At 70.8% G+C, this 22,355-nt stretch carries 13 protein-coding genes; all 13 read right to left on the reverse strand.

Annotated elements, in window-relative coordinates; all coding sequences use genetic code 11:
- Positions 1–17 precede the first annotated feature (17 nt).
- The 13 genes from OG842_RS05085 to OG842_RS05145 are packed head-to-tail and all read right to left on the reverse strand — an operon-like array spanning position 18 to position 22,339.
- Positions 18–2,159, reverse strand: a complete 2,142-nt coding sequence (locus OG842_RS05085; protein ID WP_266727799.1) for a hypothetical protein — start codon at positions 2,157–2,159, stop codon at positions 18–20.
- On the reverse strand, positions 2,159–5,950 hold the full coding sequence (locus tag OG842_RS05090; RefSeq protein ID WP_266727801.1) for a putative baseplate assembly protein: 3,792 nt from the start codon (positions 5,948–5,950) through the stop codon (positions 2,159–2,161). The genes OG842_RS05085 and OG842_RS05090 overlap by 1 nt, the downstream gene beginning before the upstream one ends.
- Positions 5,947–9,090, reverse strand: coding sequence for a putative baseplate assembly protein (locus OG842_RS05095; RefSeq protein WP_266727803.1), 3,144 nt, complete (start codon positions 9,088–9,090; stop codon positions 5,947–5,949). Before OG842_RS05095 ends, OG842_RS05090 begins: the two co-directional genes overlap by 4 nt.
- Positions 9,087–9,473 (reverse strand): GPW/gp25 family protein, encoded by a 387-nt coding sequence (locus OG842_RS05100; RefSeq protein ID WP_266727805.1) that lies wholly within the window; start codon positions 9,471–9,473, stop codon positions 9,087–9,089. The genes OG842_RS05095 and OG842_RS05100 overlap by 4 nt, the downstream gene beginning before the upstream one ends.
- On the reverse strand, positions 9,470–9,823 hold the full coding sequence (locus tag OG842_RS05105; RefSeq protein WP_266727807.1) for a hypothetical protein: 354 nt from the start codon (positions 9,821–9,823) through the stop codon (positions 9,470–9,472). The genes OG842_RS05100 and OG842_RS05105 overlap by 4 nt, the downstream gene beginning before the upstream one ends.
- 22 nt (positions 9,824–9,845) lie before the next feature.
- Positions 9,846–10,379 (reverse strand): phage baseplate assembly protein V, encoded by a 534-nt coding sequence (locus tag OG842_RS05110; protein ID WP_266727809.1) that lies wholly within the window; start codon positions 10,377–10,379, stop codon positions 9,846–9,848.
- 43 nt (positions 10,380–10,422) lie between these two features.
- Positions 10,423–11,562: a hypothetical protein gene (locus tag OG842_RS05115; protein ID WP_266727811.1), complete on the reverse strand. Its 1,140-nt coding sequence runs from the start codon at positions 11,560–11,562 to the stop codon at positions 10,423–10,425.
- The gene (locus OG842_RS05120; protein ID WP_266727813.1) at positions 11,555–11,923 is read right to left on the reverse strand and encodes a hypothetical protein; all 369 of its coding nucleotides are present in this window, start codon (positions 11,921–11,923) and stop codon (positions 11,555–11,557) included. The genes OG842_RS05115 and OG842_RS05120 overlap by 8 nt, the downstream gene beginning before the upstream one ends.
- A 60-nt stretch (positions 11,924–11,983) precedes the next feature.
- Positions 11,984–12,658 (reverse strand): hypothetical protein, encoded by a 675-nt coding sequence (locus OG842_RS05125; protein ID WP_266727815.1) that lies wholly within the window; start codon positions 12,656–12,658, stop codon positions 11,984–11,986.
- Positions 12,655–13,359: a hypothetical protein gene (locus tag OG842_RS05130; RefSeq protein ID WP_266727817.1), complete on the reverse strand. Its 705-nt coding sequence runs from the start codon at positions 13,357–13,359 to the stop codon at positions 12,655–12,657. The genes OG842_RS05125 and OG842_RS05130 overlap by 4 nt, the downstream gene beginning before the upstream one ends.
- A gap of 36 nt (positions 13,360–13,395) precedes the next feature.
- Positions 13,396–19,962: an eCIS core domain-containing protein gene (locus OG842_RS05135; protein ID WP_328512085.1), complete on the reverse strand. Its 6,567-nt coding sequence runs from the start codon at positions 19,960–19,962 to the stop codon at positions 13,396–13,398.
- Positions 19,959–20,264 carry a hypothetical protein gene (locus OG842_RS05140; RefSeq protein ID WP_266727821.1) on the reverse strand — a complete coding sequence of 102 codons (306 nt, stop codon included), beginning with the start codon at positions 20,262–20,264 and terminating at the stop codon, positions 19,959–19,961. Before OG842_RS05140 ends, OG842_RS05135 begins: the two co-directional genes overlap by 4 nt.
- The gene (locus OG842_RS05145; protein WP_266727823.1) at positions 20,255–22,339 is read right to left on the reverse strand and encodes an ATP-binding protein; all 2,085 of its coding nucleotides are present in this window, start codon (positions 22,337–22,339) and stop codon (positions 20,255–20,257) included. Before OG842_RS05145 ends, OG842_RS05140 begins: the two co-directional genes overlap by 10 nt.
- Positions 22,340–22,355: the final 16 nt, after the last annotated feature.

Below are 22,355 nucleotides of genomic sequence, written 5' to 3' on the forward strand. Positions count from 1 at the left end.
CTCGGGTGCGGCTCGGCTCAGGTCACGAAGAAGATCCCGGCGTCGGTCCCGGCGGGCACGTACTCCGCGAGACGGGCCCGCAGGCTGTCCTCGCGCTGCGGCCGGTACAGGTCGTGGAAGGCGCCCATCTCGGCCCCGTCCTCGGCGCCGCGCCGGATCTCCTCGGCGCACCGTTCGGCCAGCTCCCCGTACCAGGGGGTCCCGTAGCGCTCGGAGGTGAACAGCGGCCGCACCTTCGCGGCGCCGCCGGGGCCCGTGAGGTCGGGCAGGCAACGGTAGCGGCGCGGGGTGCGTGACCCGGCGGGAACGCAGGAGAAGCGCATGCAGCCGATACCGCGCCGCGCGACGTGCAGCCGCCCCGTGAAGACCGAGTTCTCGGCGATGCGCACCGCGTGCGTGTGCACTTCGCCGATCACGGTGGAGCGGTGGATGTGCAGTACGGCATGCGCGTGCCGGCAGTCCGGTGCGGACAGCGCCTCCCGGTCGGGTCCTGTTGCGTCGAGTATCGAGTCGCGCAGGTGGATGTCGAGGGGTTCCTCGGACACCTCGTCGCCGATGACCTCGATGGTGCCGAGGACGCTGTCCTCGATCTGGAGGCAGGCGGTGGTGCGTTCCAGGACGATGCTGGGCTCGTCGGGTGAGTGCGGAGCGCACTCCGGCTCCAGGGACCAGCCGGGAACGAGCGTCGAGTGCCGGACGACGACCGCGCCCATCGGGCCCGTGACGTTGATGCCGCGCCCGGCCACGAGCAGCCCGTCGAGCACGATGCGCGGTCGCTCCCCGGGGGCGCAGTCCTCCGGCACGGCACGGACGTTGAGGGCGTCGGGCCGGTTGCTGTACCAGTCCAGGAGCCGGATGACGGGACGTGCGCCCTCCGCGGCACGGAGCTCGAAGCGGTCGCCCGGGTCGAGGTCGAAGTCCAGCTGTTCCTGGTAGGCGCCGCTGTGGGTGATCTCGACGATGCCGTCGGGCCCGCAGGTGCCCGCCCGGCGGTCGTGCTGCCAGGCCCGGTAGGCGTCCATGATCTGCCGGTACGTCTGGCCGGGGCCCACCCGGTACACGGTGGCGTCGGGCCGCTCGACGCGGTCGCGCGGGTACTGGCCGCCGCCCATGTCGGCGCCGAACGCGTAGTGGTAGTCGACCCATACGCCCTGCCGGGGCGCGGACCGCGCGCCGAACGCGATCCGTCCCAGCTCGGGGTCGACGGCGACCTGTCCGCGCCGCGGCCGGTAGCGCCACTGCGAAAGGTCGGCGACCACGATGTCGGACAGCGGCACGGGCTCGTCCTCGCCGTCGCGGCGGATGACGAAGCTCTTGCCGGGCCCGTAGTAGTCGGCGAGCCGGTCGTGCAGTTGGCGGCGCCGGATGAACGCCGGAACGTTGTCGACCGTCGCGATGTGGGTGGCGGACGGCTCCGGTTCCGGCTTGGTGACCAGCGGGCTGTCGTTGCCGAGGATGGAGAAGGTGTACAGGTTGCGGGCCCGGTCGATGCAGTACGCGGGTGACGTGGTCAGCGGATACGCCTTGAGCCGCCATACGAACAGCGCCACCCCGGCCGGGCTCAAGCCCCCTTGCCGGTAGCGGGAATCGGCGCGCCGCACATCCACCGCGCGGGAGACCGCCCCGAAGGGCCCGCCGGCCAGGTCGAGCGCCGCGCCGTCGCGCAGGTCGGCTGTCCGCCCGCGCTCGATGCGGTGCCCGGCCCCGTCCGAGTACAGCTTGACCGGCTGTTGATGGGAGACGAGCCGCGACAGCTCGACCGCGCGGGCGGGCCAGTTCGCGACCTGCTCGGAGATCTCCTCCAGGAGGTGCAGGGTGCCCTTGCGGCGCCGGTTGGCGACGGTCGCGGCGACATCGCGACGTGGCGCGATGGCCTGCTCCAGTCCGGCCGTAGTGGCCCCGCGCAGGCCGGGGGCGAGGACCCGCTCGTAGCCGGGCAGGGTCCGGTAGCCCACGAGGTCGCCGAGGTAGGGCAGTACCCAGGGCGCGGCCGTCTCCACGAACAGGTCCTCGTAGCCCTGCTCGACACCGTCGCGCACCCGGTCCAGCTGTTCGGCCATGACGGCGAGCAGAGCCCGCAGCGGCTCGCCCTCCTCGGCGTCGCGCAGTCGGTGCCACTGGGGCAGCAGATCGGCGAGGCCGTCCGGCTCTCGGGACATCACTTGACCTCCGTGAGAACGATCGTGTCCGCGGCCTTCGGCGACAGCATGACGAGCTGTGCCGGGCGGATGCCGCGGAAGACGTACACCGAACGCCCCCTGGCCAGACGCCGGGTGTCGGTGATGTCGGGGTTGAGGCGCAGCAGTTCGGCGAGCGGCAGCCCGTAGCGGGCGCTGACGGCCGACAGCGTCTCGCCGTCCTTGTCGCGCACGGTGTGGACGCGTTCGTCGTACGTCGCCGAGCGCGCCGGGACGACGGGGCGCGGTGGACCGGGGTCGGTGACCAGATCGGCCAGCTCGCCGGGGGTCGCCGAGGCGGGGACTCCGGTGAACACGTCGACGTCCAGGTAGTCGACGCCCGGCACCGAGTGCGCCGTGGCGAGGACCTCGGACAGGGCGGCGGGCCGGGCCAGCTCCCGTCCCTCGAAGCCGAGTCGGCGAAGCAGCGCCTGGCGCAGCCGCGGCTCGACGCTCTCCCAGGAGTGGTCGCGGGCCACCTTGACCCTGGCCGCGAGGAGCAGCACCACGAGTTCGCGTACGTCGACCCGCACGGTCAGGCGCGGGTCGCCGTACTCGGCGAGGGAGGCGCGCAGGGAGCGCAGCAGGTCCGACTCGCCGGTGTGATCGGCGATCGGGACGTCGTCCGTGCCGGCGACCGTGACATGCAGCAACCGCCTTCTGCCATCGAAGAGTTCACGGGCCGAGGCCCGGCCGATCCCGGCGCGGGAACGGGCGAAGTCCTCGTAGTCGGGGGCCGAGACGAGGCGGTCCAGGGCCGCGACCGACAACGGAATGGTGCGGCGGGTGAGCGCCGGCGCGTCCGCGTCGGCGCCACCGGTGGCGGGCCGCGGATTGGTGACCGCGGTGACGCCGAGGGGGCGGGTGACGGCCTGGGTGATGCGGTCCGCGTCGACATTGGCGGCCTTGCCGGTGCCGAAGCGGTAGCGGGCGCGGACGTTCTCGTGGCCGCTGGGCAGCCGGGCGCCGTGCACTCCGTCGCCGAAGGTCACGGTGGTGCGGCCGTCCGCGGTGGTGCCGGTGATGTAGACGCGGTCGCGGGGGCCGCGTCCTGCGAGGCTGTCGACGGCGTGCCAGAGCAGACCGTCGACGCGTACCTCGAGGGCGGGTGTGGCGCCCAGAGGGGTGTCGGCGGCCATCCAGGTGAGCGGGGACTGCCAGAGCGCGAAGGTCTGGTCGGTGCGCTCGGAGTCGCCGCTGCCGATGGGTTCGTCGCGGCTCTCGCCGTGGGTCGCCTCCACCACGTTGCCGAGGATCCGAACCGTCTCGCGGCGGTAGCGGTGGGCGAGGTCGGCGGTGAGCGTGAGCCTGGTGTGGGAGGGCCCGTCCGGGGCGGTCGGGTCGGTGGCCCGCTCGGCCTCGGCGATCACCACGACCTCGGTGTCCTCGACGCCGGCCGTGCCGGGGATGTCGCTGCGCTCCCCGCTGACGATGAGCGTCCGGCCGCGCCGCAGGCCCTCGTGCAGGTCGGCCAGCTCGATCTCGTTGCCGTGGACGTCCTCGCCGAGCGGCTCGTCCGCCATTCGCAGCGGCTCCCCTGCCGCGTACACCGTGGTGTCCCTGATGTGCGAGAGCAGCACGTCCTTCTCGTCCAACCACGGGTCGGCGAGGACGAGTTCGGTGCCGCGCCCGGTGATCCCGTAGTTGGCGTACGCGGCCGTGCGCACCGCCATGACCTTGGTGGTGACGAATCCCAGGTCCGGTTCGCCGGGCGGGCGGGTCTGCCGGCTCTTCCCGGGGCGCAGGACCGCGACCCAGCTGCCGACGGTGATGGCGTCCTGCACGCTGTCCAGTTGCAGGATCGTGCGGTCGACCGGCTCGGGCCTGCCTGCGATGACGATCTCCACGTCCGGCTGGGTACCGGCCGCCGTGTACTTGAGCGTCACCTCGTACCCGTCGCGCGTGACCTGCTGGGGCACGCCGGGCAGCAGGATCACCGGCTCGGACGAGCCGTTGCTGACGACGACCTGGATGCGGTTGGCGTCGTCGGGCCGGGACACGAACAGGCCGAGTTCGGGCAGCCCCGCGTGCAGCCGGGCGGTGACGCCGGGCTCCTGGGAGTCGGTGGGGCGCCGGGCCAGCCAGCTCAGTTCGCGGTCCGGGGCGGTGCGGGTCGACAGGTCGACGGTGCCGGGGCCGAGTGGGAACGTCGGGATGTTCGACTGGCCGAGCAGGTTCTCCGACCGCTGGTCGGACGCGCTGCCCTCGATGTACTGGAACTCCGCCTTCTCCGGGACCTTGCCCGAGGTGTCGAAGACGACGCGCATGCTGGTCAGTACGGCGCCGGTGAGCGGCCAGTCGGCGGTGCGGACGACCCGGCCGCGGTCGTCCTGGACCGGTTTGAGCGGGGCCGTCGCTCCGAACGGGGCGGTCCGTACCCGCATGGCGAGGAGCTCGCGCAGCAGCTTGGGCGCACTCGGCGCCTTGGCCTCGCGCAGGGCCGACGGGAGGGTGCGGGCCAGGCCGGGGTGCAGGGCCGTGAGGAGACGGGCCGTGTCGGCACCCGGGGCCGGGACGGCGGGAGTGAGGCCGGCGCGGGCGGCCCGGCCGGTGGTGAGGGCGGGCACGAGGGCGGCCAGGGCGTCGAAGGCGGCGGCCCGGGGTTGTTGCCGCTGCGCGGTGTACTTCCGCACCGCGGCCCGCTCGTCCTCGTCCACCGGCCGGCCGGGCGCCAGATCCATCGCCCGGTCGGCCAGTTCGGCGAGGACTGCCTCCAGCTGCTCGAACCAGGCCGCGACGTCCTCGTACGCCTCGGCGAGGACCTGCGCCTCACCGAGTCGCTCCACCGGCTCGGACAGCCGGTCGGCGAGCTTCCCCGGCGTCCTGATGCCCGGCAGGTCGGCCCGCAGGGGTGCGAGCACCTGCTGGTCGAACTCCTCGATGAACAGGCTGACCGGCCGCGGGTTGGGCACCTGCGGCGTGGGCGGCTCCTCGCCCGGCTCACCCGGTCCCTCCGGTTCGGCGACCCAGCGCCGCACCTCGTCGACGAGCTCCGTCAGGGTCGGCGGCGCCGATATGGGCAGGCCGATACCGGTGATGTCTTCGTCCCGGTCGACGCGGACCTTCGCGATGGGCGCGAGGCGCCGGTCGCCGCCCGCCTTCTCCTCGAAGACGAACAGCAGCTGGTCGCCCGTGTGCAGGGAGTGGTCGGCGCCCTCGACGAACAGCTCGGAGCGGCGCTCCACGTCGTCCGGGGTGATGAGCGTGGCCCGGCGGCGGCGCACCTCGAGCTCGTTCCAGTCCCAGCGGGCCATCAGGTCCCGGCCCGTCTCGAAGGTCAGGGACTCCTCGTCGGCGGAGGCGGGCACGGAGTGGCTGCGCGCGCCGCGCTGGATGAGCACGGGCAGCGCCTCGGCCCGCGGGTCCCGGTCGAGGCGGTACGCGAGGTGGGTGGAGGCTGCGACGCCTGGGCGTGGCCGGTGTCCGACCAGCCGGCCCAGCAGCACCAGCGAGCGGTGCTCGTTGGCGGTGCGCACATAGGCCTCGTCGGCGATCCGCTCGGAGTGGAAGGTGAGCAGGTCCCCGAGGACGGCGGTGGCGTCCAGCAGGCCGAGCGCCGGGTCGTCGGGGGTACGGACGGTGAGCCGGTCCAGTGCCGGGTAGGCGGGTGAGGCGAGCCGGTCGTGGAGGGCTGCCAGGAAGGAGCCGTAGTCGCCGACCCGGTAGTCGAGTGCGGTACGGCCCGGCGGGTTGTGCGGGGCGGACGGCGCCCGGCGCTCGTCGTGACCGCCGCCGCACGCGCCGCCGCAGGTGCACTCGTCGGAGTCACTCATCGGGCACCTCCCAGGGTGATCTCCAGGTGGCCGTTCTCGGGCCGGTCCGGATCGTTGTCGCAAGTGGCGATCGTCAGCGGGCCGAGCCGCAGCACGCCTTCCTCCCTCTCTCCGCGGTCCTCATCGAACAGGCGCCGCAACCGGGTGACCTGGACGCTCTCCACTCCCTGGACGGCGGCCGCGACCGCGACGAGACGGCTGAGCCGCACCGGCTCGCCGAAGGTCAGCGCGTCCGGGTGGAAGAAGCCGAGCCGTCCGCCGGGCAGCCGGCCGCGGCCGAGGACGCGGTACAGCTCGGCGAGGATCTGACCGTGCTGGTGCCCCGGCTTCGCGGTCACGCACAGCCCGATGTCCACCGGGGTCGGCCGGGCGGGGCTCACCACCAGGTCGTGGCCGATGCGCCGGTACGTCTCCAGGGCGTGCGCGACCGAGTCGAGCAGGGCGGGCCCGGGGGTGCCGGTGCCGTACGCGTCGATCACGACGTGGACCTCCTGGACGCTGCCGGTCCACCGGATCTCGGCGGCGGCTCGCTGCACCCCGGGCAGAGCCGAGGCGAGCGCCGCGTAGTCCTCGGCGGTGACGGCGCGCAGCCGGGTTCGGCGCAGGTCGAGCGGGGCCAACTGCCGTACCTGTTGGAGGGGTTCGGGTTCCACTCCGCCGAGCGCGGGCAGCGGGTTGCGTACGCCCGCGACGGGGACCGGTGCGTCGTCCTCCCGGCAGACCACCAGGTGGTTGATGGCCTCGGCGCCGACGTTGCCGGCGGTGCCGCCACCGAGCCGGTAACGCAGCTCCAGGCGGGCGCCCGGGGTGGGCCGGGCGCCGTTCAGGCCGTCGCCGAAGCGCAGGGCGAGGCGGCCGTCGTCGTCGAGCTCACCGACGAAGTGCCGGTCGCGGGGACCGCTTTCGAGCAGGTCGCGGCGTGGCTCCCAGATGTGCTCGCCGTCGTGGACGCGCACGGCGGGCAGGGCACGGCACGGATCGTGGGCGAGGGCGGCGGAGGCCGGGCCGCGCAGGACGGGCTCGTCGGGGTGGAGTCCGGCCGCGTACGCCGGGCCCCAGCTGTGGGCGATCTCCCAGGCGATGTGTCCGTCGAGGACCGTGCCGGCGCGGGCGCGGGCGGTGAGGACCTCGATGCGGCGCAGTTTGCCCGCGATCAACCGGTCGCTCCGGTGGAGGAGTTCGCGCAGGGCGCGGACCGGATGGAGGTGGAGTTCGAGGTGTTCCAGGGTCTTCAGTCCGTAGAGGACGGTGAGTTCGGCGATCTCCGCCTCGTCGAGCCCGTCGCGGGAACGGGCGCTGCGCCACAGCTCGACCAGGCGCTGCCTGATCCGCTCGGGGATCGCCGCGAGCCGGTCGGCCTGGCCCTTGCTGACCTGGGCCGGGTCCGGGAAGGGGACGGCCTGGGTGATGGGTGAGCGGCCGGGCCTGGGGTGGAATCGGGGCTCGATGCCCGGGTAGACGGACTGGGCGAGGAGGGTTCTGAGTGCGGCGGCCTGGGCGTAGGAGGTACCGGGGACCACCCGCTCGCGGCCGTGCTGCCCGGCGAGTTCGAGACCGAGCCCGGCGCGGTCGGTCTCCGCCTCGCCGACGACGTCGAACAGCTCACGGATGTCGTCCGCGCTCAGCGACGTACCGCATTCCGCCTTGTCGGCGAGGAAGTTGATGAGCCGGGCCGGTGCGTTGCCCTCGTCGCGGTCGGCGCAGCCGAAGGACGGAGTGCCGCAGGTGCCGGCCACGGCCGGGGCGTGCGGCACGGTCACCGTCTCGGGCAGGCCGTCGCCGCGCCGGGTCAGGGAGCGTCCGTGGTCGACGAGCACGACGTTGCCGCGCGCCAGGCTGACGTCCTCGACGGGTGCGCAGTCGCGGCCTTGGAGTGTGGCCAGGCACAGCGGGAAGCGCAGGGCGTCCTCGGCGGCCCAGGTGACGTCGAGGACGGGCTGGTCCTCGATGCGGTCGACGCCGGGGGTGACGGAGGTGAGGCGGACGGCCTGGCGGTGGGTGGGGTCGGCGTCGCCCGGGGTGCCGGTGCGCGGGCCCTTCACCTCTTCGAGGATCAGTACGTCGCCGGGGCGGAGGTCGAGCCGGCGCTCCTGGCAGAGCTCCGGATCGCGCCACTCGTCGCGCAGGGTGGCGGCGGTCGCACCCTTGGGCAGGCCGGTCGCTTCGCCGCCCCAGGTCCACAGGCGGATCGCGTTGTGGGCGTCGAGCAGTCGCAGCGGCTCGTCGGCGGCGACCGGTTCGAAGACCTCGACCGCGCCGCGTTCGTCCAGGTCGGCGAGGTCCGCGTCGTCGATGACGGTGCCGGGTCCGGGGGTGTCGTGCGGGTCGAGGGCGCGGATGTCCACGGAGGCGAAGCGGAAGGTTCCCGGGAGCAGGGTGTGTTCGCCGGCCGTCTCGATGGCGACGTAGGCCCGTGCGCCCACGCCGTCGTGCATCGCGTAGTCGATGAGCCGTACGTGGCGGCGTACGGATATCCGGCGGCGGGCGGTGTCCAGGTACGCCTCGGTGGCGACCGCATCCTGCTGGTAGCTGATCCGGTCGCCGGTGTGGGCGAGCAGCTCGACCAGGGTCGTGCCGAGGTCGGCGGGGCTGCGCTCGGCCCAGTCGGGAGTGGTGAGCGCGAGCCGGTCCAGGAGCAGCTTGCGGATCGTCCCGTAGTCGCGGGCCGTGTAGTCGATGACCGGCGCCGCTGGGAAGCTCTCCCCCCGGTGGGGCGCTTCCTCGCAGTCGAACGGTGCCGGGCAGTCGGGACGGAAGACGAACCCGGCGCTGTGATAGCACTGGTCGAAGCCGCGGAAGGGCACCTCGCCGGGCCGCCCGTACGGATCGGCCTCCACCAGCGAGAGCCGGTAGCGGGAGGAGTCGCCCGCCCTGTCGAGGTTGACGTACAGGCGGTCGTCGAGCTCCGGGTCCTCCTCGCGCTCGACGCTCACGTCCTCGGCGCGGATGCCGGTGATGCGGCGGCCGCCGTCGATGCGTACGTTCTCCGGGCACAGGCCGTGCGGGGCCTTGCCGAGGAAGGTGACGGTGAGGGTGAGTCCGTCGTCGCTCACCTCGACGAAGTCGACTCCGTTGAGCTGTGCGGCTCTCACCTTGGCCCGCCTGGTGCCGGTCGTCGTTCCTGTCGTGGTGCTGTTCACGCCTGGGCCCTCCCTTCGAAGACGTCGTCACGGCGGGTCCCGGTGACGCGCACCGCGTAGGCGAGGTGGACGCGTACGACGTTCTCGTCGCTCTCCATGTCAAGGGCCTCGACCTCGATCAGGTCGCCGAGCCAGCGCTGCAGAGCGGCCTGTACGGACAGCTCAAGGGTGCTGGTCAGCTCGGGGCTGCTGGGCGAGAACACCAGGTCGCGGAGTCCGCAGCCGAAGTCGGGGCGCATCACGCGCTCACCGGGGCTGGTGAACAGCAACTGCTCGATCAGGTCCCGTACGTGCTCGTCGTGATCCGCGTGCGCGGTACGCCCCCGCCGGTCGACCCGGAACGGGAAGGCAATGTCGCTGCGGACCCTGGTCCGTCGGCTCATGGGACGGTCACCTCTCGCTGCGTGGCCTGTACGAAGGGCGGCCCCTGGGCGACGGACGCCGCCGAGAAGCACTGGGCCGCGGAGGTGTCGAGCAGCACGGGCGCGCCGTCGACGGTGATGCCGGTGTCCTCCGCGGTGAAGCGGACGGCCACACAGGGTGAGGGCACACCGTCGACGGTGTGCGGGCAGCCGGCGACCACATGGGTGTGCGCGCCGGTGAGGACCGGCACCCCGTTGAGGAGCACCGGTCCGTTCGATGGCGTGGCGGTCGTGACACGGCCGCCGTGCGGGCAGCTGATCACGGCGTCCTCGCCGAGCAGATTCCCGGATGCTCCGGTTGTCCCGGACACTTCGATTCTTCCCCCGTCCTGTCTACTGCTTGGCGTCCACGGTCAGGCCCTTGCTGATGGTCACTCGCCTGCCCTCAAGGACGATCTCCGCGCCCTCACCGGTCGCGATGGTGATTTTTTCCTTGGTGATGTGGATGTACGAGCCGCCGTCGGCCTGCAGCCTGATCCCCCGTTCGGCGCCCGGCGCGTCCGACATCACGATCTTGTGCGCCCCGGGTGTCTGCACCACGACCGGCTTGAACTCGGACGGACGCTCCACCAACTTCTTTGCGTCGGGTGGCAGTTCCTTCTCGTCTCCGTACCAGCAGCCGGTCCAGATCGGGAAGCTCGGGTCACCCTGCTCGAACTCCACCCACACGCCCGTGCCCCTCGACGGCACCACGAACTGGCCGGCCTCGGGCCCGGTGAACGGCAGGCAGGGCAGCGCCCAGGTCGACGGCTCGTCACCGAGGACGTCGGGGACCTCCACGGTGACCCTGCCCAGGTGCAGTGGGTCGTTGTTGTCCATGACCCGGCCACGGAACTTGCCGAGGAAGCGATTGCTGGGTGCCGCCATGCTGAACTGCTCCTGGTGTGTTTGGTGTTGCTCGCTCGGGCGGTCAGGGTCGGACGATGTCGCTCTGTGCCTCCAGGCCCTCCCTGGAGAGCGTGAAGTTCTGCTGGAAGGAACCCGGCCGCAGATTGTGCGTGACGGACTTGACGTAGTAGTCGCCGTCGTACGCCCGCCCCGAGCCGCGCACACCCACCAGTTGGCGGGGCTGCAGCAGATACCCGTGCCGGTTCACGTCGAGCGACCCGGATCCGCTGATGACGTCGGCCGATACGGCGGCCTGCGCGAGGAGTTGGGCCTCGGCCTGCGCGCGCAGCTGCTTGGCGGTGCCGGACAGCGTCTTGCGCCTGAGCGCCGGGGTGGGCCGCCTGCCGAGCGGTGGCCGCAGCGGACTGATCGCCGGCTGCGGCAGCAGGGCGGAGAACCTGGTCGCCGGATCCTGTACCCGGGCCTGCGGCTCCTGGCGTGCGGTGCCGTCGTACGCGAACGTCAGCTGGTCGACGGTCGAGTTGGCGTCCATGTTGACGTTGAGGGCGTGCTGGCGGATGCCGAGGCGGACCTCCGGGCCCCAACGGGCCGACGACTGGCCGATGGCGGGGCCCGGCTCCAGGTAGAAGGTGTATCCGTTGGCACGTGCCAGCTCGTTGACGTAACTCAGATCGGTGCCGGTCTGGTAGTGCACCCGCAGGTTCTGCTGGGGCGGCTGGGGGATCTGCTCGCGGTAGACGTCCGGGCGGATCCCGTACTCGGAGTACCGGCGCAGGATGGCGAGGACGCGCTCGGAGGGCGGGAGGTTGGGATAGCGGTCGGTCCGCTCCTCCAGGTCCATGAGGAGGGTGAGGTCCTCCCCGGTGATGGTGAGCGTGGAATGACCCGGCTGGTTGCTGGCCCCCACCTCCTGGCGCACGATCAGCCCGTCGAGCAGCACCTCGGGCGTGCCTTTGATGCTGACGGTGACGATGACGCGCGTCTTCGGATCGAAGGCCCCCTCGGGAAGGAGGTGCCTGCTGATCAGACCGTTCTTCGTGAGGTCGAAGGCAAGCTGGAATCCGCTCCGTTCCCCCGCCGTCGCGGTGATCTGCGCGGACAGCAGCGCCTCGGCGACCTCCTGCGGCACGGGCTTGGTGAGCTGCGTCCCCATGTGCAGGGTGATGTGGACTGGGCCCTTCCCCACCGGCTGCTCAGACACGGCGGCTCCCCTGCGGGAAACCGCCGGCGAGCGGGATGTCGATGGTGCTGCCGGCCTCGTCGGTCAGCTCCCCGGGATCCAGCACGGGGTTGGCATCGGCGATCTGCCACCACTGGCCCGGATCCCCGAAGTAGCGCTGCCCGAGCAGATCGGGGCGCTCGCCGGCACCGACGGTGTGCTGCTGCGTGTCACCCTCGTCCGGGAGCGGGGGCAGTAACCGCCGCTTGGTGTACCGGACTTCGGTGCCGTCCACCTGCCGGTGGATCCCGATCTCGGCGTCGTGGTAGCGACTCGATCTCGGGTACGGGTGCGCGCCCGGTATCGCGTCCATGGCGTTCTCGTACGGCTCTATGTCAGCCATGGGGATGACTCAGCCCTTCCTGATCGGTGTTTCCGCGCTTCCATCCGTTGGGCATCTCGTTCATCCGCCCAGCACCCCGTTGAGTCCGAGCGCACCCAGGCTTCCGCGACGTGCGGCGCTCGCGAGCCGCTCCTTCTGCGCGAGGTGCGCCATGTACAGATCGGCGCCCAGATGCCCGGCCGGCAGATCGCTGACACTGAGCACCTTGAGGCCGATGCCGAGGGAGGCCCGGATGGGGTTCAGGTTCACGTCGAAGGCCGACTCGTTGATGGACAGCTCGGTGAGCCGCACCGGCATGACCCTCTTGCTCCCCCAGGTGAAGAGCGTCAGCGGCATCTCGATGGGGCTGATCTCGATAGTGCCGTTCTTGGCCAGCCGGCTCGCCTCGCGGAGCTGCGCGGTGGTGGGCTGCACGAGCATTTCGAGAGTGGCGAGTTGGGGGTGGATCCCGTCGGGCGCGGCAACCTCCAGCTGATCGGTCGCGTCGATCTCGGCGGTGAACTTCCACGCCTCCTGAGCGGGTCCTTTGAGGCGCAGAGCCTCGTTCCGGTCCCCGTTTCCACTGCCTCCGCCGCCGGAGTCGCCGCCGGCGCCTGCGGTCTGGGGTGAGAGGCTGCGTTCCAGGGTGTCGGGGTTGAACTGGAGGACGATGATGCGCTGGGGGGTGCCGCGGTCAGGGTCGATGAGGACTATGCCGGAGCGGATGGGCTTGGGGATGTCGGTGTAGCGGGTCACAGGCGGGCCTCCAAGCGGCGTGAGAGATCGGTGTAGTCCGAGGCAGGGAAAAGCCGGGGGAACACTTCCAGCATGGTCGTCAGCTGATTCTTGACACTCTCGAAGTCCGGGTGCCCCAAAAGCACATCAGCGAAGAGGTACTGCCACCCGAACGTGCCCTTGGTGACGGCGAGTTGTTCCACGTACTCGGGATAGGTGAGATCCAGCTGGACATACTGCCGGTCCCATCCCCCCACCTTGTTCAGCTCCATGTCGTAGTACCAGACCTCCCAGGGATCGGCGTGCGGCTGAACTCGGACTGCCGCGAACTGTCCCGTCGCGGCGAGCGGTGTGTCATCGACAACCCGTAGCCGCGCAAAGAACTCCACTTCCTCAGCCGTGGAACCGGACCAGGCAAGGTCTGGGGCATGTTTGAGCACTGCGGTGAACAAGTCGGTCACCCTGAATTCGCCGCCGATGCTGTCCGGGCCGACAGGCTCGCTGTACCAGCAGTTCGCGATCTCGGAGATTCGCGGACTGTTGACGCAGAGGTCACGACTGAAAGTCACCCCTTGCCAGTCGGGCAGGTAGGAGAAGAGCGCCGGGGCAGCCTCGAAAATCTGGCCAAGCTCTCCTGTGACCGAGCGGTTCACCACGAGAGCCGCACAGTCGATGATCTCCTTTTGCGCCTGAAACAGCCTTCGTTCGATGTCGGTCGGCACGCGCATCTCTTCCGCTCTCCACTCCACTTGCCATGGTCAGTAAACGAGTAGTTGTTCGCCTTCCGCTGCCCCCAGAGCCATGAGGCCTGCAGAGAAATCCGTTATGCGGTTCTTGCGCGTGTCCGGGAGTTCACTGAGACGTTGAGTCAGTTCCACCGTATTTCTCGGCTTGGCCGGGGCGGGCGTGCCATCTCCATTGTGATCGCGGACATCAATAATGGCCTTCGCGAAAGGCTCCGAAACGTGCAGCATCCTGCTCATTCGCTTCAATGAATCCCTATTCACACGAACCAGGCTCTTCTGACCGTTCGGCGCAGGCGGCTTCTCCAGGGTTCCCGTAGAGTACTGAAGAGGGCCCCGGTTCACAGGCGTCTTCTCTACCCATTTCTTGTCGTCCCGGTCATATCGATAGGCGCCCCACTCAGCGGAAATTGTATGCGGGAACCCCTCGGCCGTGCTCTGCCAATAGCTCAGGTCTATCTTGTACCAGACCATGCGCAGACCGTCGGCGCGGCTTGCATCCTTCCGCTCCATCTCCTTCTCCGGATACTGTTCGATCCCACGATAGAATTCAGGGTTGTTGACCTTGTTCCGGGCCGGCACCAGGTTCGACCCGCGGAACGGCCCCCCGAGCTTCTCCGGAAGCATGTGCATCCGGACCCATCGCTTACTCGCGTCCGTGTTGAGGTCGTACTTGTTGAGATGCCGGAACCCGATGGGCTCCTGCACGAGGCGTGAGTGCGCTTTCTCTCCGTGCGCCTTGGCGAACTTGGCATTCAGATACTCCGCCTTGAAATTCTTCGCCAGTTCGCCGTTGACGAAATTCGGGGTGCGAGGCGCGGGAAGCTTCGGATCCGGCTCATTCTCAAGATAGTCGGTGTGCTCTATGTAGTCGTTCGTGTCCAAGTCCTCGGCATCGGTGTATCCCGTGGTGACCGGGGCGGTCGGATTGAGCGTCGCCGCAACGCCGAAGTCGGGGCTTCCCGTCTTCACCAGACGGGTGAGCCGATACCAGCTCCGCAGGTTCGCCAGAAGTTCCCGGTGCACCGACGGATCCATGCCCTTGGCCAGTCGCTTGCGAATGATGGGCCGGATTCGGGCGACGATCTTCGCCAGCCTCTGCGCCTTGTCGTCCTCTTGTTGCTTCTGCTTGTCCTTGTCGTCCTTTTTCTTGGGCCTGCCGGACTTGTGTCCGGGTCCGTTCTTGCCGGGCTTGCGTCCGGGTCCGTTCTTGCCGGGCTTGCGTCCGGGTCCGTTCTTGCCGGGCTTGCGCCCTGGGCCGTCCTTGTCCGGCTTCGGCTTGGTCGGCTGGTCCTTGTCCGGCTTCGGCTTTGTCGGTTCAGGCCCGTCCTTGTCGCCCTTGGGCCTGCCCTGACCGTCCTTGCCGTCACCCTTCGGCTTGTTCGACCCGTCCTTGCCGCCCTCCTTGGGCCTCGTCGCCCCGCCCTTGTCGTCCTTGGCGTTCTTGTCGTCCTTGGGCTGGTCCGGCTTGTCGTCCTTGGGCTGGTCCGGCTTGTCGTCCTTGGGCTTCCCCGTCGCGCCGTCCTTCGGCTTGGGCTTGGCCTTCGTGTCCAGGTCAGGCTTCGGCTTCGCCGGAGGCTCCGGCTTGGGCTTGGGCTTCGCCGCCGGCGTCGGGCTCGTGTCCTGCTTGGCGGGAGCGCCCTTGTTGTCGCCCTTCCCCGTGGGCCTCTTGCCGTCAGGGCCGGTGCCCTTGCCAGGCCCTTGGGCGGTCTCGGGCTTGGCGGCGCCCGGCTTGGGCGTGGAAGTTGTCGGGGCTGCCGTCGTCTTCGGCGGGGCCCCCTTGTCGTCGTTCTTGCCGCCACCCTTGTCGTCCGACCCGCCCGCCGGGGCCTTCCCGTCGCCCTTGCCGCCCTTCCCGAGCTTCGCCGCGATTCCCTTGAGCCGCTTGCCCACCTTGGCGACGTACTTGCCGATGCCGCTCATCAGCGCCTCGTAAGCCAGCTCCAGGAGCGCGACGACCCCCGCTGCCACCGCCTTCGCGAAGAGGATTCCCGCGCCGCCCATGCGGACGACCTTGAGCCAGGAGATGACCGCGCCGATCGCCCGCAGGATCTCGCTCAGCGCGCCGATCGCCGTGCGGATCGCGTCGATGACCGCCATGGCCCAGCCCGCGCCCGGGATCAGCTTGGCGATGACCTTCGTGATGATGATCTCGCCGATGATCACCGGGAGCATGGGGACGACCGCGTCCCACGTCTCCTTGACGATCTTCTCCAGGGTGAAGCCACCCTTGATGAGCCGCTCGATGATCGCCTTCGGGACGCCGATGATCTCCTCGATCTTCGACTGGAACCATGCCTTCACTGCCGAGACGACCTCGCGGAAGAGGTGGTTCTTCGCGCCGTCCACCGCGGAGTTCTTCGCCCCGCTCAGCCAGCCGCCCGGGTCGGACAGGAAGTCGACCGCTATGAGCATGAAGTCGCCCAGGGCGCTGAGGAGTTTGGAGGCGTAGTCGAGGACTGTCTTGACCGCGTCGACGACCGCTTTGATGACGTCCGTGAGCATCTTCTTCAGGATGTTCAGGATGTCGCTGAGCAGTTTGGCAATCGCGTCGAGGAGGTCGCTGACGATCTTCTTGAGCGTCGCCGCGAGGCGGTTCACGAAGGCGATCGCCGCCGCGATGAGCGAGGTGATGAGCTTCCGGATGCGGTTGGCCAGTTCGATGACGGCCCGCACCATCGCCTTGGCGAACTCGATCAGGTCGTTGATCAGCGTCTTGATCGTGTCGACGATGAACTTGCGCGCCTCGTTGATCCAGCGCTCCACAGTCTCCTTGAAGTGCTTGATGAAGCCGACGACCGCGTCCCGTGCCTCCTTGATGACACGGACGATCGCCTTCTTGATCTCGATGACCTTGTCTTTGATCCAGTTGAAGGCCTTGCTGACCCAGTTGCCCGATTCCCTGACGCTGTCGTCACGCTGCTTCTCGGCGTCCTTCTCCGCCTTGGTGTTCTCGTCCTTTATCTTCTTGTCGCCGTCGTCCTTTTCCTTGGTGACGTCCTTGTCTGTCTTCTCCTCCTTGTCCTTGACGTCCTTCCGGACCTTCTCGTGCCGCTCCGTCTTCTTCGTGCCGAGCTTCTTGAGCTCACCGTCCTGTTCGGTGCGCCAGTCGGCACGCTGCGCGGTCACGTCGGTCATCGCCTTGCCGCGCTCGTCCGCCTGGCTCTTGGTGTTCGTCGCGATCTCGGCGTCGACCTTCGCCTTGTGCTTGGCCTGCGACTCGCGGAAGTCCTTGTCCTTGGTCTGCCGACTGTCGGACATGCCCTTCTGGCCCTGGCTGAAGGCCTGTTGGAACTGCGGGCCGCGGTCGTGCTCCGCGACTTCCGAAGCGGCCTCGGGAGGTACGGCCCCGGTGGACGCGCTGGCCTCGGGGACTCCGCCCTTGCCGCCGTCGGCGCCAGGCACCTTCCCCTTCATCTGCTCCTTGGGGGCGTTGGGGTAGACCTGGTTCTCGCCCATCGCGCGGCCCGCGTCGTCGCGGCCCGTCGCGACGGTCTCCTGGCCCTTGGTGTCGACGCTGGAACCCTGCTCGCCGGCCGTCTGCTCGGCGGCGCCCTGCATCTGCACACCAGGCGCGTTGCCCGCCTGGGCCTTCTTCAGCGCCTCGTCCTTGGTGGGCAGCCCGGCGAACTTGGCGGCCAGTTCCTGCGGGTCCACAACGGGTTTGTCGGCGCCGAAGAAGCTCGCGACCCCGTTCACGATCTTGCCGCCGATGAAGCCCAGGGCCATCTTGAAGGTGTCCCAGCCGCCGGGCTCCTCCGCCTTCTCCGCCTCGATCTGCCCCTCGGGCTCCTTGGCGCCCTTGACCTCCGCCTTCTCGTCCTCGGGGGCCTCGGACTTCTGCGCCGGGTCCTGCGAGTACGTGGCCGGGGCGTCACTCTTCGGCTTGCCCTCCAGGGTCTGCGGCGCACCCGCCGGGCGCTGCATCTGGGGCGGGGCGGCCGCGAGTGCCTTGTGCTCGTCGCCGACTGTGCGGTCCGCCGCGCCGCCGACTCCCGACATTGCCTGAAGTGCCTTGTGGGGTTTGAGCTTTGAGGCGGTGGACAGGCCCGCTTCGGGGGACACGGTGGCGAGGTTGGGGGCCGGGGCCGAGCCCTTCTTTCCCTTGCCGGGGGCCGCCTTGGCGGCGCTGCCGCCACCTCCTCCTCCACGCGGCGTCGTCGTGGCCGAGCCCTGTTTCCGGCCCGCCGACTTGGGTGCCGGAGCGGTCTCGGGGGCGGGTGCGGCCTCCGGGGCCGGGGCCTCGGGAGCCTTCGTGGGTTCCGGAGCGGCGGGCGCGGGTGCCTTCGGCGCCAGGGCCTCCGGCTGCGGACCGCTCCCGGCACCGGGTCCGTCGGCGGAGGGTGCCTTCGACTCGGGCGCCGGCTCGCTCTTGCCCGAAGCTCCGGTCCCGGTCCCGCTCGTCGTCCCGCTTGCGGGCCCGGATCCGGATGCCGATGTCGCCCCCGAAGGTGAACCCGACGGCTTGGCCCCGGGCTCCGAAACCGCCGACTTGCTGCCACCCGCCTGCTGGGAACCCTTCTCCGGCGCACTGCCCGCCTTGTCCCCGGCGGCAGGCGTTCCCTTCTCCTCCTTGGCCGCGCCTTCCTTGGCCGCGCCCCCCGGTTCGGCCTTGCCCGGCGCCTCCTGCACAGTGGTCTGCGCGGCGACCGGACCTGCCTTCGGATCGTCGCCGCTCTTCGGGTCCTTCGACGCCGCGCCCGCGCCCACCGGAGCGGCCTCGGCCCGCTCCACATCGATGCCGCTCAACTGGCCGTCGGCGGCCCCCGATTCGTCCGCCTCCGCGGAAGGCTCCGGCTCTCCCGCAGCCACGTCCTGCTCGGGCTCCGCCAGATCCGCGTCCGCTGCATCTTCGGCGTCCCGCTCGGCCTGCACCTTTTCGGCCTTGGTCGGCGGCGGCGCCGGGAATGACGGCAGCGCGGCATCGGCAGCCCCGGGTTCCGACTTGTCCACGGTCGGCACACCGGACACATCCAGGTCGGCGGCCGGGAGAAAGTCCTCCGGCTGGAGCTTGGTGTCCCAGGCGCTCGGCTCGGCGTCCCCGACCTCGACCTCCGACTCGCTGCCCGCCCCGAACGGATCGTCCTCGGCCTTCTCCTCAGGGCCGTCGACGTCCTGATTGCGTACGCCGTCCAGCCTGCTGACCGCGCCGGACAGCTGGGTGTCCTTGCCGAACGCCGTGGGCGAGCCGCCGGGCCTGTCCTGCCCGGCCTTGTCCTGCGGCTTGAGCTGCTTCCCCGCCGCCAGCGCATCGCCGGCGCCGGGACGGTTCCTCGCCGCGGACTCCTCCTTGCTCGCGGCCGGGGCGCCCTGCTGGTCCTGCCCCTCCTTGCCGTCTGCGCCGCCGGCTTCCTTCTTGTCGCTGCCCTGCCGGCCGCCCTCGGACTTCCCGCCGCCCGAAGCGGCACCGTCTCCCGAGGACGACTCCTGCCGAGGGGCGGCAGCCGGAGCCGCCGTCTGCTGCTCCCCGGCCCCGGCCCCCGCGCCCGAACCTCGCCTGTCCTGCTGCGAGTCGGCGCCCTGCTTCGGCCGGGGCTTCGGATTCTTGCCGGGCGGGGTCACGGCGACCCCGTTCGCCGGCTGCCCGTCCTCCGTGCGCTCCCAGCCGTTCTCCGGTGTGCTCCCGGGCGCGCCCTCCGCCTGGGCCTGCTCCTTCTCCGGCCCCGGCGCCGCCTCGGGCAACGACCCCCGCTCCCGCTCCTCCTCGGCCGTCCGCCACACCGTCTCCCGCTCCAGGAACAGGTCCGCCGCCGCGTCGCTCTCCACACCCGGCGCGTCGAGGGAGCTCTGCTCCAGCTCGTCGACGTACTCGATGTCGTCGACCAGATCGAGCACCCGCTCGTGCTCCGAGCTGAGCAGGCGGTTCTCCAGACTGACGAGCACCCCGTCCAGTAACTCCTCGGGCAGTCGCGCCAGTTGCATACGGGTACGCTTCGACAGGTCCTCCGGGTCGCCGCGCAGCGAGCGCACCACCGAGTTGGTCAGGCGGTCCACCAGGGTCGCCGGGTCGATCTGCTCGATGCGGTTCCGGTCGGCGTCGACGGTGGCGTACCGCATCCAGCCGGGCGTGGCCTGCCCCTCCTCGATCTCCGGGGTCCCCGCCGGGGCCTGCTCCTCGGGGCGTACGAGCTGCTGCGCCCCCGCCTCCGCCTCCCGCTCCGCGGCCTGCTGCGGCAGGCTCACCGCGCCGAGATCGCGCCCGGCCCGCAGCGCCCCGAGCCCCTCCGGGTTCTGCACCGTGTGCAACAGTTCGTGGGCGAGCAGACGTTGGCCGTCGATGGTGCCCGGTCGGTAGGCGCCCTCGCGGAAGAAGATGTCCTGGCCGACCGCGACCGCGTCCGCGCCCAGCAGGTCGGTGAGGACGCCCGCGTTCCGGTCGGTGTGCAGGCGTACGCGGCTGAAGTCGTGTCCGAGCTGTTCCTCCAGCTCCCGGCGTACGCCGACGTCGAGGGGCTGTCCGGCGCCGCTGACGATGTCCTTCGGCTCGGGCGCGCGGTTCTTGGCAGCGCGTTCCTTGCGCTTCCTGCGGCGCTGTTCGGCGGACTGCTCCGAGCGCGAGTCCTGAGTCGAGGCAGCGCTCATCGGGTCACCTCCCCGCGTCCGGAGAGGCCGGCGTGCACCGCGCGGGCGAGCTCCTGGCCGAGGCGGCGGGCGGACAGGCCTGCCGGGAGTGGCGGCAGGCCGGACAGGGCCTCCAACGCGAGGGCGCCGTCCGCGGCCAGGGGCACGCCGTGTTCGCGTACGAGACGGGACAGTTCACGCTCGAAGGACGCCGAGACCCGGTCGGGGTCGACGCGGAAGCCGTCGAGGACGAGTTCACCGACATCGATGCGAATCTCGCGAGGGTCAAGAGGCACCCGGAGGTCGTCGCGCTTCACACCCATCCGCGGACCTCCGTCGGTGTCAAGGAGCGTTCCAGCTTGAGGTATTCGGTACGGGCCGCCGCGAGCATGTGTCGCATCTGGAGTCGGTCGCCCTCCTCGGCGGCGAGGAAGGCCCCGGAGAGCGCGATGTTGCGGATCGAGCCGCCGGCGACGGTGAGCTGGGCGAGCAGGTCCGGCTCGATGCCCTTGACCGGGGTCCGGGGCGGCAGGACGCGGCGCCAGATCTCGGCGCGTTCCTGCTCTGCGGGGAACGGGAAGTCGACGACGAAGCGGATGCGCCGCATGAAGGCCGTGTCGAGGGCCTTCTTCATGTTGGTGGTGAGGATGGCGAGGCCCCGGTAGGCCTCCATGCGCATGAGGAGATAGCTGACTTCGAGGTTGGCGTACCGGTCGTGGCTGTCCTTGACCTCACTGCGCTTGCCGAACAGGGCGTCGGCCTCGTCGAACAGGAGCAGCGCGCCGCCGCGTTCGGCGGCGTCGAAGACCTTGCGGAGGTTCTTCTCCGTCTCGCCGATGTACTTGCTGACCACCTGGGAGAGGTCGATGACGAAGAGGTCGAGGCCGAGCTCCTTGGCCATCACCTCGGCGGCCAGGGTCTTGCCGGTGCCGGAGCCGCCCGCGAAGAGGGCGGTGACACCGAGGCCCCGCCGCAGCGTCCCCGCGAATCCCCATTCCTGGTGGACCTTCGCCCGCTGCCGCACATGCGCGACGATCTCGCGCAGCACACCGGTCTGCCGCTCGTGCAGCACCAGGTCGTCCCAGCCCGCCTCGGGCTCGATGCGCCGCCCCAACTCGTCCATGCCGACGCGGGCCTCGCCCAGTCCGGCCCGCCAGGCGAGCTGTGCCCCGTCGAGCCCGTCCTCACCGGGCAGATCGCGCCGGACGGCGGCAGCCGCGGAGCGTACGACATGCGGGGGCAGCTGGAACTGCGCCACCAGGGACCGCAGCTGCCTCTCCTCGATTTCGACGACGCCGTCGAACTCCCGTGCCCACAGGCCCAGTTGTTCCTCGTCGTCCAGGCGCGGGACGCTCACCCGCTCGCCGTGCGCCCGTTCCGACGCCCGCGGGTCCTCGCTGGAGACGACGACGGGCACGGCGGCTCCGGCCAGGAACGCCTCGGTCGCCGCCCGCTGGTCCCGGTCCAGTTCGCCCACCTCGACGAGCAGCGCGGCCGGCAGCAGGATCGCCTCGCGCTGCCAGAGCCGGGCGAGGGCGTCGCGTGCGGCGGGGTCGGTCGGGATGTCCTCGGCGTTCATCGCGTAGATCCCGAGCCCGGCGCGGGCGGCCGCGGCGGCGGCGATGTCGGCGCGGCTGCGCAGATCGCCGCCGACCAGCTCGACGAGGAGCGGGGCGTCCGGGCGCCTGCCTGTCGTCCAGCCCGTGGTGACGCGGCTCGCGGCCAGGTCGTACGAGGGCGGCAGGCCGTCGGCGACCGGGGTGCGGCGCAACTGGCCGTGCAGTCGGGCGTCCAGGTAGGGCGAGCCGAGCAGGAAATGCAGGATGCGCTCGTCGAGCCGCAGCCTGGACATGGTCAGCCGCGACTCGTCGTCCAGCTCCACCAGGCGCCAGCGACGCAACGGGGCGACCGGGGTGAGCGCGCTCCAGTGCGGCTCGGACAGCGCGGCCAGGGCGAGGGAGAAGGTGGGGTGGGCCCGCTCCGGGTCACCGCTGGCGGCGGCGCAGCGGGCGGCCGTGGTGGGGTCCAGTTCGTAGGCGGCGGTGAGCAGGACGAGGTCGCGCTCGAAGGGCGTGAGGCCGAAGCAGGAGGTCAGGGCCGTGAGCGGGGCGGCGGTCGCGGGGGCTGTCTCCGGTACGTGGGCGGGCTGGGCGTCCGCCGCAGGTGCGGTGCGGTCGGGCGACGGGGACGCCGCGGGTGCGGTGGGCTCCCCTGCCGGGGACGCCGGGGGTACGGGAGATGCAGTGGTGACGTCCGCCGTGGTGGCGTCTGCTGTGGCACCGGCGCCGCCCGCCCGCGCCGCATGCGCGTCCACGAGGGCGAGGACCCGCCGGATCTCCGCCGTCAACGACAGGGCTCCACCCCGCCCGCCGGCTGTGCCCGGCCCGTTCGCCGCCATGTCGTCACCTGCCCCC

This window comes from Streptomyces sp. NBC_00376, from assembly GCF_036077095.1.
Lineage (GTDB): Bacteria > Actinomycetota > Actinomycetes > Streptomycetales > Streptomycetaceae > Streptomyces.